General features: G+C 60.1%; 9 protein-coding genes. All 9 read left to right on the forward strand.

The window, feature by feature from the left end:
- The first annotated feature begins 443 nt into the window (after positions 1-443).
- The gene (gene hutU / locus ACMXYI_RS08650; RefSeq protein ID WP_033055312.1) at positions 444-2,132 is read left to right on the forward strand and encodes a urocanate hydratase; all 1,689 of its coding nucleotides are present in this window, start codon (positions 444-446) and stop codon (positions 2,130-2,132) included.
- A 132-nt stretch (positions 2,133-2,264) separates the two neighbouring features.
- Positions 2,265-3,737: a purine-cytosine permease family protein gene (locus tag ACMXYI_RS08655; protein ID WP_415772816.1), complete on the forward strand. Its 1,473-nt coding sequence runs from the start codon at positions 2,265-2,267 to the stop codon at positions 3,735-3,737.
- A gap of 69 nt (positions 3,738-3,806) precedes the next feature.
- Entirely contained in the window at positions 3,807-4,775 is a 969-nt protein-coding gene (locus ACMXYI_RS08660; RefSeq protein ID WP_415772817.1) for an ABC transporter substrate-binding protein, read from the forward strand.
- A 70-nt stretch (positions 4,776-4,845) separates the two neighbouring features.
- The gene (locus ACMXYI_RS08665) at positions 4,846-5,697 is read left to right on the forward strand and encodes an ABC transporter permease (protein WP_415772819.1); all 852 of its coding nucleotides are present in this window, start codon (positions 4,846-4,848) and stop codon (positions 5,695-5,697) included.
- Positions 5,694-6,524, forward strand: a complete 831-nt coding sequence (locus tag ACMXYI_RS08670) for a quaternary amine ABC transporter ATP-binding protein (RefSeq protein WP_008149478.1) — start codon at positions 5,694-5,696, stop codon at positions 6,522-6,524. The genes ACMXYI_RS08665 and ACMXYI_RS08670 overlap by 4 nt, the downstream gene beginning before the upstream one ends.
- 170 nt (positions 6,525-6,694) lie before the next feature.
- The gene (hutH, locus tag ACMXYI_RS08675; RefSeq protein ID WP_415772821.1) at positions 6,695-8,218 is read left to right on the forward strand and encodes a histidine ammonia-lyase; all 1,524 of its coding nucleotides are present in this window, start codon (positions 6,695-6,697) and stop codon (positions 8,216-8,218) included.
- A gap of 114 nt (positions 8,219-8,332) precedes the next feature.
- Complete coding sequence (gene hutH / locus ACMXYI_RS08680) at positions 8,333-9,865, forward strand: histidine ammonia-lyase (RefSeq protein WP_415772823.1); 1,533 nt, start codon at positions 8,333-8,335, stop codon at positions 9,863-9,865.
- A 141-nt stretch (positions 9,866-10,006) separates the two neighbouring features.
- Positions 10,007-11,416 carry an amino acid permease gene (locus ACMXYI_RS08685; RefSeq protein ID WP_415772825.1) on the forward strand — a complete coding sequence of 470 codons (1,410 nt, stop codon included), beginning with the start codon at positions 10,007-10,009 and terminating at the stop codon, positions 11,414-11,416.
- Between the two features lie 17 nt (positions 11,417-11,433).
- Entirely contained in the window at positions 11,434-12,639 is a 1,206-nt protein-coding gene (hutI, locus tag ACMXYI_RS08690; RefSeq protein WP_415772826.1) for an imidazolonepropionase, read from the forward strand.

The raw sequence follows: 12,639 nt of genomic DNA on the forward strand, positions 1-12,639 counted from the left end.
TCAAGCGACATTATCGCGGGCAAGCCCGCTCCCACAGGATCTTCACCGGACCTGTGGGAGCGGGCTTGCCCGCGATGCTTTTCGTCACCGCAAATCCGTTCCCGAATGCGCACCACTTTGTTACCGAACGCCCCAGCGTGGCGCAAAACCACGCCCAAGTAACAGCGGTCACACCCCTCGCAAAATCCCCCCGAAAAATTTCATCTTTGCCAGAACCCTTGATACAGGCGCTTTCCAGGCCTTTCAAAACTTTTCTTGAACACTCCTCCAGCAAGTTGGCCGCTTGATTGCATATGCTTGTATGTACAAGTAAAGACGTATGCGTATGAGTCGATCGAGACTCCTCGCAACGTCCACTGATTCGCTTGTGGCGCAACAATGCGCACAGGCTGGCTTACCCACCGCCAGGGTTGGTTTGGATTGATCGCTGAGGAGTCTTTTTCGTGACTGACAATACCCAGAAACCTACGAAGTATCGTAACGTCGAAATCCGCGCCGCTCGCGGTAACAAGCTGACCGCCAAGAGCTGGCTGACTGAAGCGCCGCTGCGCATGTTGATGAACAATCTCGATCCGGAAGTCGCCGAGAACCCTAAAGAACTGGTGGTTTACGGTGGTATCGGTCGTGCGGCGCGTAACTGGGAATGCTACGACAAGATCGTCGAAAGCCTGACCAACCTGAATGACGACGAGACCCTGCTGGTGCAATCCGGCAAGCCGGTCGGCGTGTTCAAGACCCACAGCAACGCCCCGCGCGTACTGATCGCCAACTCCAACCTGGTACCGCACTGGGCGAGCTGGGAGCACTTCAACGAACTCGACGCCAAAGGCCTGGCCATGTACGGCCAGATGACTGCCGGCAGCTGGATCTACATCGGCAGCCAGGGCATCGTTCAGGGCACCTACGAAACCTTCGTCGAAGCCGGTCGCCAACACTACAACGATGACCTGAAAGGTCGTTGGGTCCTGACCGCAGGCCTCGGCGGCATGGGCGGCGCTCAACCTCTGGCCGCGACCCTGGCCGGCGCTTGCTCGCTGAACATCGAATGCCAGCAGGTCAGCATCGATTTCCGTTTGAACAGCCGTTACGTCGATGAGCAAGCCACCGACCTCGACGACGCTCTGGCCCGCATCGCCAAATACACCAAGGAAGGCAAGGCGATTTCCATCGCCCTGCTCGGCAACGCAGCTGAAATCCTTCCAGAACTGGTCAAGCGCGGCGTGCGCCCGGACATGGTCACCGACCAGACCAGCGCCCACGACCCGCTCAACGGTTACCTGCCAGCTGGCTGGACCTGGGAAGAGTACCGCGCTCGCGCCAAGACCGAGCCTGCTGCCGTGGTAAAAGCCGCCAAGCAATCGATGGCCGTGCACGTTAAAGCGATGCTCGAATTCCAGAAGATGGGCATTCCAACCTTCGACTACGGCAACAACATCCGTCAGATGGCCCAAGAAGAAGGCGTCGAGAACGCATTCGACTTCCCGGGTTTCGTACCGGCTTACATCCGTCCGCTGTTCTGCCGCGGCATCGGTCCGTTCCGTTGGGCTGCACTGTCGGGCAACGCCGAAGACATCTACAAAACCGACGCTAAAGTAAAAGAACTGATCCCGGACGACGCTCACCTGCACAACTGGCTGGACATGGCGCGCGAGCGCATCAGCTTCCAGGGTCTGCCGGCACGTATCTGCTGGGTTGGCCTGGGCTTGCGCGCCAAGCTCGGTCTGGCGTTCAACGAAATGGTTCGCAGCGGTGAATTGTCCGCGCCAATCGTGATCGGTCGCGACCACCTGGACTCCGGTTCGGTAGCCAGCCCGAACCGCGAAACCGAGTCGATGCAGGACGGTTCCGATGCTGTGTCCGACTGGCCACTGCTCAACGCTCTGCTCAACACCGCGAGCGGCGCGACCTGGGTTTCCCTGCACCACGGCGGCGGCGTCGGCATGGGCTTCTCCCAGCACTCGGGCATGGTAATTGTCTGCGACGGTACTGACGAAGCGGCCGAGCGTATCGCTCGCGTCCTGCACAACGACCCGGCGACCGGTGTCATGCGTCACGCCGATGCGGGTTATCAGATCGCGATCGACTGTGCCAAGGAGCAGGGGCTGAACCTGCCGATGATTACCGGTAAGTAATGCTTGCCCGTAGGAGCAAAGCTTGCTCGCGATGAACGATAACGCTGTGCATCAGATACACCGCTATCGCGAGCAAGCTCGGCTCCTACAGGGACCGAGTGAATTCCAATAACAATCCACAGAGGTTGAATCATGGCTGTTAACAGCGATCGTGCAGGCAGTAAACCGTTGATCGAGAAACGTTCGATCGACTACATCCCGGAAGCGGAGAGACACGGTCGTCTGTTGAGCCAGTTCACCCTGTGGATGGGTGCCAACCTGCAAATCACCGCGATTGTCACCGGGGCCCTGGCCGTGGTGTTGGGCGGTGACGTGTTCTGGTCGTTGATCGGTCTGTTGATCGGTCAACTGCTCGGCGGTGGAGTAATGGCGCTGCATGCAGCACAAGGGCCCAAGCTTGGCCTGCCGCAGATGATCTCCAGCCGTGTCCAGTTCGGCGTGTATGGTGCGGCCATCCCGATCGTGCTGGTCTGCCTGATGTACCTCGGCTTCACCGCAACAGGAACCGTGCTTTCCGGCCAGGCGCTGGGCCAGTTGTTTGGCGTCAGCGACAGCGTCGGTATCCTCATCTTCGCCAGTGTCATCGTGCTGGTCACGGTGCTCGGTTATCGGGTGATTCATTTCATCGGCCGTGTCGCCAGTGTCATTGGCGTGATTGCCTTTGTTTACCTGTTCAGTCGCCTGATGACCCAGACTGATGTTGGCGCACTCTTGCAAATCCGCCACTTCAGCTGGACCAGCTTCCTGCTTGCGGTGTCGCTTGCGGCGTCCTGGCAGATCGCCTTTGGCCCTTACGTGGCTGACTATTCACGCTACCTGCCGAGCAAGACTTCCTCGGTGAAGACCTTTTTCGCCGCAGGCGCAGGTTCGGTCATTGGCGCACAGGTGGCGATGATTCTCGGCGTGCTTGCCGCCGCCTCGGCCAACGGGCAGTTCGCCGGCCACGAAGTGGCCTACATCGTGGGGTTGGGCGGTACCGGTGCCACCGCTGCGCTGCTGTACTTCAGCATCGCGTTCGGCAAGGTCACCATCTCCACGCTGAACTCCTACGGCAGCTTCATGTGCATTGCGACCGTCATCAGCGGTTTCCGTGGTGACCTGCGGGTAACGCGCTTGCAGCGTCTGGTCTTCGTGCTGGTCATCGTCGGCACTGCGACCCTGATCGCGTTGCTCGGTCAGCACTCGTTCCTCGGTGCGTTCAAGTCCTTCATCCTGTTCTTGCTGGCGTTCTTTACGCCATGGAGCGCGATCAACCTGGTGGACTACTACTGCATCACTCGCGAGCGCTATGACGTGCCGGCGCTGGCCGATCCGAACGGTCGCTACGGCCGCTGGAACCCCCTCGGTATCAGCGTCTATGTCTTCGGTGTGCTGGTGCAACTGCCGTTCATCTCTACCAAGTTCTACACCGGTCCGCTGGTGGACGCTCTGGGTGGTGTGGATATTTCCTGGATCATCGGTCTGGTGCTTCCCGCAGGCCTGTATTACGTGTGCGCAAAAAAATGGCACAGCGCAGTACCCGATCACCTGATTCTGCCGGTCGAGCAGGACAGCGATGCAGCACCTATAAAAAGCGGGGCCGGTCGCGCTGCGGCGCAGGCCTGATTGGACGTGGACAGGGCTGGATGCCTCTTGACTGCCGTAAGCCAACTCATGATTAGGAGCGTCACTACAATGAAATCGAACAAGACCCTGCTGACCACATTGCTTTCCATGGGCCTGCTGGCCAGTGCCGGCGCCACTCAGGCGGCGGGTTGGTGCGAGTCGGGCAAACCGGTGAAATTTGCCGGCCTGAACTGGGAAAGCGCCATGCTGCTGACCGACGTGCTGCAAGTCGTGTTGGAGAAAGGCTACGACTGCAAGACCGACAGCCTGCCGGGCAACTCCATCACCATGGAAAACGCCCTGAGCAGCAACGATATTCAGATCTTCGCCGAAGAGTGGGTCGGTCGTAGCGAAGTCTGGAACAAGGCTGAGAAGGCCGGCAAGGTTGTCGGTGTCGGCGCGCCTGTCGTGGGTGCTGTCGAAGGCTGGTACGTGCCGCGTTACGTGATCGAAGGCGACGCCAAGCGCAAGCTGGAGCCCAAAGCCCCGGACCTGAAAGCGATCGCCGATCTGGGTAAATACGCTGCAGTGTTCAAGGATCAGGAAGAGCCATCCAAGGGCCGTTTCTATAACTGCCCGGCCGGCTGGACCTGTGAGCTGGATAACAGCGAAATGCTGAAAAGCTACGGCCTGGAAAGCACCTACACCAACTTCCGTCCAGGCACCGGTCCGGCACTGGATGCCGCGGTGTTGTCGAGCTACAAACGTGGCGAGCCGATCCTGTTCTACTACTGGTCGCCAACCCCGCTGATGGGCCAGGTTGACCTGGTGAAACTCGAAGAGAAACCAGGCGTGGACAAGCGCGTGACGATCAAGGTCGGCCTGTCCAAGACCTTCCACGAGCAAGCCCCGGAACTGGTGGCGGTGCTGGAAAAGGTCAACCTGCCAATCGACCTGCTCAACCAGAACCTCGGGCGCATGGCCAAAGAGCGGATCGAGTCACCAAAACTGGCGAAAATCTTCCTCAAGGAACATCCTGAAGTCTGGCACGCATGGGTGAGCGAAGACGCAGCCAAAAAGATCGACGCGGCCTTGTAGGTTGAGCCTCTCCGACTGCCGGTAGCGGCAGTCGGATGCTTGATCGCAACCCCTTGATTGAGAGTCTCTTATGTTTCCCGAAAGCTTTACCTTTTCCATCGCCGACTGGGTCAACAGTTGGGTCGATACGCTGGTCACCAACTACGGCGACGTGTTCCGGCAGATCTCTGACACGCTGCTGTGGGCCATCGTCAACCTTGAAGGCCTGCTGCGGGCGGCACCCTGGTGGTTGATGCTCGCCATCGTCGCGGGCGTTGCCTGGCACGCGACCCGCAAAGTCGTGACCACCGCCGTGATCGTAGGCTTGTTGTTCCTGGTGGGTGCGGTCGGCCTCTGGGACAAGCTGATGCAGACCCTGGCGCTGATGATGGTGGCGACCATCATTTCGGTGATGATCGGCATTCCGCTGGGCATTCTTTCGGCACGCAGCAATCGCCTGCGTTCGATATTGATGCCGCTGCTGGACATCATGCAGACCATGCCGAGTTTCGTGTACCTGATCCCGGTGTTGATGCTGTTCGGCCTGGGCAAGGTCCCGGCGATTTTCGCCACCGTGATCTACGCCGCACCACCGCTGATCCGCCTGACAGATCTGGGTATCCGCCAGGTCGACGGTGAAGTGATGGAAGCGATCAACGCCTTCGGTGCCAACCGCTGGCAGCAACTGTTTGGCGTGCAACTTCCGCTGGCCCTGCCGAGCATCATGGCCGGGATTAACCAGACCACCATGATGGCCCTGTCGATGGTAGTGATTGCCTCGATGATCGGTGCTCGTGGCCTGGGTGAAGACGTGTTGGTGGGGATTCAGACCCTCAACGTTGGACGTGGTCTTGAGGCGGGTCTGGCGATCGTGATTCTGGCAGTGGTTATCGACCGTATTACTCAGGCGTATGGTCGGGCACGGCATGAGGTGAGCAAATGAACAACGAAGCCATCAGCAAGATCGAAGTCAAAAACGTCTTCAAGATTTTCGGCAACCGCTCCAAGGATGCGCTGGCCATGATTGGTCAGGGCAAAACCAAAGATCAGGTGCTGTCCGAAACCGGCTGTGTGGTCGGCGTGAACGACTTGTCCCTGAGCATCGGCACCGGCGAGATCTTCGTGATCATGGGCCTGTCGGGTTCCGGCAAATCGACCCTGGTGCGCCACTTCAATCGCCTGATCGACCCGACCAGCGGCGCGATCCTGGTAGACGGCGTGGACATCCTGCAATACGACATGGAAGCCCTGCGCGAATTTCGCCGGCACAAGATCAGCATGGTGTTCCAGAGCTTCGGCCTGCTGCCGCACAAGACCGTGGTGGATAACGTCGCCTACGGCCTGAAAGTGCGTGGCGAGACCAAGCAAATGTGCTCCGAGCGCGCGCTGCACTGGATCAACACCGTGGGCCTCAAGGGCTACGAAAACAAATACCCGCATCAGCTCTCGGGCGGCATGCGTCAGCGTGTGGGCCTGGCTCGCGCCTTGGCGGCAGACACCGACATCATCCTGATGGACGAAGCCTTCAGTGCCCTCGACCCGCTGATTCGCGCGGAAATGCAGGACCAGTTGCTGGAACTGCAAAAGACCCTGCACAAGACCATCGTCTTCATCACCCACGACCTCGACGAGGCCGTGCGCATCGGCAACCGCATTGCGATTCTCAAGGATGGCCGCCTGATTCAGGTGGGTACGCCAAGAGAGATCCTGCATTCGCCGGCGGATGAGTATGTCGATCGGTTCGTACAGCGTCGGGCTGCGGTGGTTTAAAGAGATTTGCGGTGTTCGGGCGGGCCTCATCGCGGGCAAGCCCGCTCCCACAGTGTTCTGTTGTGTGAATAAAATTTGTGCACCACAACAATCCCTGTGGGAGCGGGCTTGCCCGCGATGAGGCCGGTAGAGCTGCATCAAATATTCAAGTTGTACGCACGAGGTTGAAGATGTCCCAGGCTGAAAAAATCGTTATCGCTGACGCCCCGTTGCGTTGGCAGGATGTGGTCGCCGTCGCCCGCCATGGCGCACAGCTTGAGCTGTCGCCACAGACCTGGGAGCGGATCGAAAATGCCCAGGCGATCGTCCAGCGCATCGTCGTCAGCGGCGAACGCGCCTATGGCGTCAACACCGGCCTTGGCGCGCTGTGCAATGTCTCGCTCAAAGACGAGCAACTCAGCCAACTGTCGCGCAACACCCTGCTCAGTCACGCCTGTGGCGTCGGCGCACCATTGGCCGACGAACAGACCCGCGCAATCATCTGCGCCGCCATTCGCAACTACAGCCATGGCAAATCCGGTATTCATCGCCGGGTCGTCGAAGGTCTTCTGGCGCTGCTCAATCGCGGCATCACCCCGCAAGTGCCGTCCCAGGGTTCGGTGGGCTACCTGACCCACATGGCCCACATCAGCATCGCGCTGCTGGGTGTCGGCAATGTCAGCTATCGCGGGCAGATCGTTTCCGCGCAGCAAGCCCTGGCCGAAGAAGGTCTACAACCGGTTCAACTGGGTGCCAAAGATGGCCTGTGCCTGGTCAACGGCACGCCGTGCATGTCCGGCCTCAGCTGCCTGGCACTCGCCGACGCCACGCGTCTGCTGCAATGGGCCGACGTGATCGGTGCCATGAGCTTTGAAGCTCAGCGCGGTCAGATTGCCGCTTTCGATGCCGAGATCATCGCGCTCAAACCGCATCCAGGCATGCAGCAAGTCGGCATCAACCTGCGCGCGTTGCTCGATGGCAGTGAAGTGATCGCCAGCAGCAAAGGCATTCGTACTCAGGATGCATTGAGCATCCGTTCGATTCCGCAAGTTCACGGCGCCGCTCGCGATCAGCTTGAACACGCGAAAAAACAGATCGAAACCGAACTCAATTCTGTCACCGACAACCCGATGCTGCTGGGTACGCCGGACGACTTCCGGGTGGTGTCCCAGGCCAACCCGCACGGTCAATCCGTGGCCTTGGCGGCGGATTTGCTGGCCATCGCCATGGCGGAAATCGGCTCCATCGCCGAACGTCGCCTCGACCGCTTGATCAACCCGCATGTCAGCGGTTTACCGGCATTCCTGGTGGCCAATCCGGGGGTGAACTCCGGGATGATGATCGTCCAGTACGTCGCCGCTTCGCTGTGTGCGGAAAACCGTCAGTTGGCGCAACCGGCGGTACTCGACAACTACGTCACCTCGGGCCTGCAGGAAGACCACCTGAGCCTGGGCACCAACGCTGCGCTGAAGCTGCATCGCGCCTTGGAAAACTGCACCCAGATCCTCGCCATCGAGTACCTGCTGGCGTCTCAGGCGTTTGAATTTTTGAAAGAGCAACGCTTCGGCGCCGGTACCGATGCCGCCTGGCGTCTGCTGCGCGAGCGAGTTCCGGCCTATGACCAGGACCGTTGGCTGGCACCAGACATCGCCAGTGCCGCCGCCGTTTTGAAAGACCCGTTTTTGCTGCACAAAGTGTTACCGAATCTGAACTGATTTCCACCACACCAGCGTGCCAAGGCGCGGCTCCCCAAAAGCGAGACGCGACGGACAACGGACATCTCCGGAGCGTCTGGTGAGTTAATGACAAACTCTCAAAAGGAGCACGAAATGACTGCGTTAAACCTTATTCCCGGCCAACTGAGCCTTGCCCAACTGCGTGATGTCTATCAGCAGCCGGTCAAAATCACCCTTGATGAAAGCGCTGCGGCCCAGATTGAAGCCAGCGTTGCCTGCGTGGAACAGATCCTCGCCGAGAACCGCACCGCTTATGGCATCAACACCGGTTTCGGCCTGCTGGCTTCGACCCGTATCGCCAGTGAAGACCTGGAAAACCTCCAGCGCTCGCTGGTGCTGTCCCACGCCGCCGGTGTCGGCGAGCCGATCAGCGACGCGCTGGTTCGCTTGGTCATGGTGCTCAAGGTCAACAGCTTGAGCCGTGGCTTCTCCGGCATTCGTCGCAAGGTCATCGACGCGCTGATCGCCCTGATCAACGCCGAGGTTTACCCGCACATTCCATTGAAAGGTTCGGTCGGTGCATCCGGTGACCTCGCGCCTTTGGCCCACATGTCGCTGGTGCTGCTGGGCGAAGGCAAGGCCCGCTACAAAGGCGAATGGCTGGAAGCGACCGAAGCGCTGAAAGTGGCCGGTCTGACCCCGCTGACCCTGGCCGCGAAAGAAGGTCTGGCGCTGCTCAACGGCACTCAGGTGTCCACCGCTTACGCGCTGCGTGGTCTGTTCGAAGGTGAAGATCTGTTCGCTGGTGCTGTGGCGCTGGGCGCACTGACCGTTGAAGCCGTGCTGGGCTCGCGCTCGCCGTTCGACGCACGTATCCACGCCGCTCGTGGCCAGAAAGGCCAGATCGATGCCGCTGCCGCTTACCGCGATCTGCTGGGCGAGCGCAGTGAAGTGTCCGATTCGCACCAGAACTGCGAAAAGGTCCAGGATCCGTACTCCCTGCGTTGCCAGCCGCAAGTCATGGGCGCTTGCCTGACCCAGTTCCGTCAGGCCGCCGAAGTGCTCGCCATCGAAGCCAACGCCGTTTCGGACAACCCTCTGGTATTCGCTACTGAAGGCGACGTGATTTCCGGCGGTAACTTCCACGCAGAACCGGTCGCCATGGCCGCCGACAACATGGCCCTGGCCATCGCTGAAATCGGTTCCCTGAGCGAACGTCGTATCTCGCTGATGATGGACAAGCACATGTCGCAACTGCCGCCGTTCCTGGTGGCCAATGGCGGCGTGAACTCCGGCTTCATGATCGCCCAGGTGACCGCTGCGGCATTGGCCAGCGAGAACAAGGCACTGTCCCATCCGCACTCGGTGGACAGCCTGCCTACTTCCGCGAACCAGGAAGACCACGTTTCCATGGCGCCGGCTGCCGGCAAGCGTCTGTGGGAAATGGCCGAGAACACTCGCGGTGTTCTCGCGGTGGAATGGTTGGCTGCGGTCCAGGGTCTGGATCTGCGCGATGGTCTGAAGACTTCTCCGAAGCTGGAAGAGGCTCGCGGGATTCTGCGTGCGCAAGTGCCTTTCTATGAGAAGGATCGCTTCTTTGCGCCGGACATCAACGCGGCGAGCGAGTTGTTGGCGACCCGTTGCCTGAACGCGCTGGTACCGGCGAAGTTGCTGCCTAGCTTGTAAGCCTGATGATCGTTCCCACGCTCCGCGTGGGAATGCAGCCCGTGACGCTCTGCGTCACTGGACGCGGAGCGTCCCTTGAGGCATTCCCACGCAGAGCGTGGGAACGATCATGTCGCCAATAAAAATAATTAAGGACGAGCAATGCAACAGTCAGAAAAGGGTTTGAAACGCGGGCTCTCTGCCCGACATATTCGCTTCATGGCGCTGGGGTCGGCGATCGGCACTGGGCTGTTTTACGGTTCTGCCTCGGCCATTCAAATGGCCGGGCCTGCGGTACTGCTCGCTTACCTGATCGGTGGCGCGGCGGTGTTCATGGTCATGCGCGCCCTCGGTGAGATGGCCGTGCACAACCCGGTGGCGGGTTCTTTCGGCCACTACGCCAGCACTTATCTTGGGCCGATGGCGGGCTTCATCCTCGGTTGGACCTACGCGTTTGAAATGGTCATCGTCGGCATGGCCGACGTCACCGCGTTCGGTATTTACATGGGCTTCTGGTTTCCGGAAGTCGCCCGCTGGATCTGGGTGCTGGGCATCGTTTCGGTGGTCGGCGGCTTGAACCTGTGCAACGTCAAAGTCTTCGGTGAAATGGAGTTCTGGCTGTCGCTGCTCAAGGTCGCGGCCATCGTCGCGATGATCCTCGGTGGCTTCGGCATCATGTTGTTCGGCATCAGCACGGCGCCCGGCGCCCAGGCGACCGACATCAGCAATCTCTGGAGCCATGGCGGCTTCATGCCCAATGGTGTGGGCGGTTTGATCGCTTCGTTCGCGGTGGTGATGTTTGCGTTTGGCGGCATTGAAATCATCGGCGTAACGGCCGGTGAAGCCAAAGACCCGCAGCGCGTGCTGCCCCGGGCGATCAATGCCGTACCGTTGCGTATCCTGCTGTTCTACGTGCTGACGATGTTCATACTAATGTCGATCTTTCCATGGCAGCAGATCGGCAGCCAAGGCAGCCCATTCGTGCAGATTTTCGACAACCTGGGAATCAGTTCGGCGGCGACCATTCTCAATATCGTGGTGATCTCGGCGGCAGTGTCGGCGATCAATAGTGACATCTTCGGCGCTGGCCGCATGATGTACGGTCTGGCCCAGCAAGGGCATGCGCCGAAGGGCTTCGCCCGCTTGTCGCGCAACGGTGTGCCATGGATGACCGTGGTGGTAATGAGTGTCGCGTTGCTGTTGGGCGTGCTGCTGAACTACCTGATTCCGGAGAACGTATTTCTGTTGATCGCCTCCATCGCCACCTTTGCGACGGTGTGGGTCTGGTTGATGATTCTGTTCACCCAAGTGGCGATGCGTCGCTCCATGAGTGCCGAGCAGGTCGCGCAACTTAAATTCCCGGTGCCGTTCTGGCCTTATGCGCCAATGGCAGCGATTGCCTTCATGCTGTTCATTTTTGGCGTGCTGGGCTATTTCCCGGACACCCAGGCGGCGCTGATCGTCGGCGTGGTCTGGATTGTATTGCTGGTGCTGGCCTACCTGACGTGGGTGAAACCGGCGGCAGGGAAGGCAGTACCCGTGGAGCGGGAACCTTCTTTTTCTCATCGATAACCTAACGGAGGCCACGGATGAAAACTCTCTGGCAACACTGCCACGTCGCAACCATGGCGCAAGGCGCCTACTCGATCATCGAGGATGCGGCCATCGTGACGTCAGGAGCGCACATTGAGTGGATCGGCCCACGCGCTGAACTGCCGTCGGGCGAGTACCCGGCAGTCAATGATCTGAAAGGGGCCTGGGTGACGCCGGGCCTGATCGACTGCCACACCCACACGGTGTTCGGCGGTAACCGCAGCGGTGAATTCGAACAGCGTCTGCAAGGCGTCAGCTATGCAGAAATCGCAGCGGCTGGCGGTGGCATCGCCAGCACCGTGCGCGCCACTCGCGCGGCCACTGAAGACGAGCTGTTCGCCAGCGCCGCCAAGCGTCTGAAGAGCCTGATGCGCGACGGCGTGACCACCGTCGAGATGAAATCCGGCTACGGCCTGGACCTGGCCAGCGAACGCAAGATCCTGCGGGTCATCCGTCGTCTCGGCGCCGAACTGCCGGTCAGCGTGCGCAGCACCTGCCTGGCTGCTCACGCCTTGCCGCCGGAATACGCGGACCGTGCAGACGACTACATCGATCACATCTGCGCCGAGATGCTGCCGGCCCTGGCCGCCGAAGGGCTGGTGGATGCGGTTGATGCATTCTGCGAATACCTGGCGTTTTCGCCGGCGCAGGTCGAGCGGGTGTTCATCACCGCGCAACAACTCGGTTTGCCGGTGAAGCTGCACGCCGAACAGTTGTCGTCGTTGCATGGTTCGAGTCTGGCCGCGCGTTACCACGCACTGTCGGCCGATCACCTGGAATTCATGACCGAAGACGACGCCATCGCCATGGCCAAGTCCGGTACCGTCGCGGTGTTGCTGCCCGGCGCCTTCTACTTTCTGCGAGAAACCCAATTGCCGCCGATGGAGGCCCTGCGCAAGCACGGCGTGAAAATCGCCATCGCCAGTGACCTCAACCCAGGCACCTCACCGGCACTGTCGTTGCGTTTGATGCTGAACATGGCGTGCACCTGTTTCCGCATGACCCCGGAAGAAGCGCTGGCGGGTGCAACGATTCATGCCGCCACGGCGCTGGGCATGGCTGAAACCCACGGTTCGCTGGAAGTCGGCAAGTGTGCAGATTTCGTCGCCTGGCAAATCGATCGTCCGGCCGACCTGTCGTACTGGCTGGGCGGTGACCTGGAAAAACGCGTCGTGCGTCACGGCGTTGAAGTGAGCATTTAG

This window comes from Pseudomonas lyxosi (assembly GCF_047758685.1).
Lineage (GTDB): Bacteria > Pseudomonadota > Gammaproteobacteria > Pseudomonadales > Pseudomonadaceae > Aquipseudomonas > Aquipseudomonas lyxosi.

What these genes read in the sequence shown, in the direction of transcription:
- ACMXYI_RS08655 (WP_415772816.1), top strand. Translation starts at nt 2,265, where the DNA reads ATGGCTGTTAACAGCGATCGTGCAGGCAGTAAACCGTTGATCGAGAAA.
- ACMXYI_RS08660 (WP_415772817.1), top strand. Translation starts at nt 3,807, where the DNA reads ATGAAATCGAACAAGACCCTGCTGACCACATTGCTTTCCATGGGCCTG.
- ACMXYI_RS08665 (WP_415772819.1), top strand. Translation starts at nt 4,846, where the DNA reads ATGTTTCCCGAAAGCTTTACCTTTTCCATCGCCGACTGGGTCAACAGT.
- ACMXYI_RS08670 (WP_008149478.1), top strand. Translation starts at nt 5,694, where the DNA reads ATGAACAACGAAGCCATCAGCAAGATCGAAGTCAAAAACGTCTTCAAG.
- hutH (WP_415772821.1), top strand. Translation starts at nt 6,695, where the DNA reads ATGTCCCAGGCTGAAAAAATCGTTATCGCTGACGCCCCGTTGCGTTGG.
- hutH (WP_415772823.1), top strand. Translation starts at nt 8,333, where the DNA reads ATGACTGCGTTAAACCTTATTCCCGGCCAACTGAGCCTTGCCCAACTG.
- ACMXYI_RS08685 (WP_415772825.1), top strand. Translation starts at nt 10,007, where the DNA reads ATGCAACAGTCAGAAAAGGGTTTGAAACGCGGGCTCTCTGCCCGACAT.
- hutI (WP_415772826.1), top strand. Translation starts at nt 11,434, where the DNA reads ATGAAAACTCTCTGGCAACACTGCCACGTCGCAACCATGGCGCAAGGC.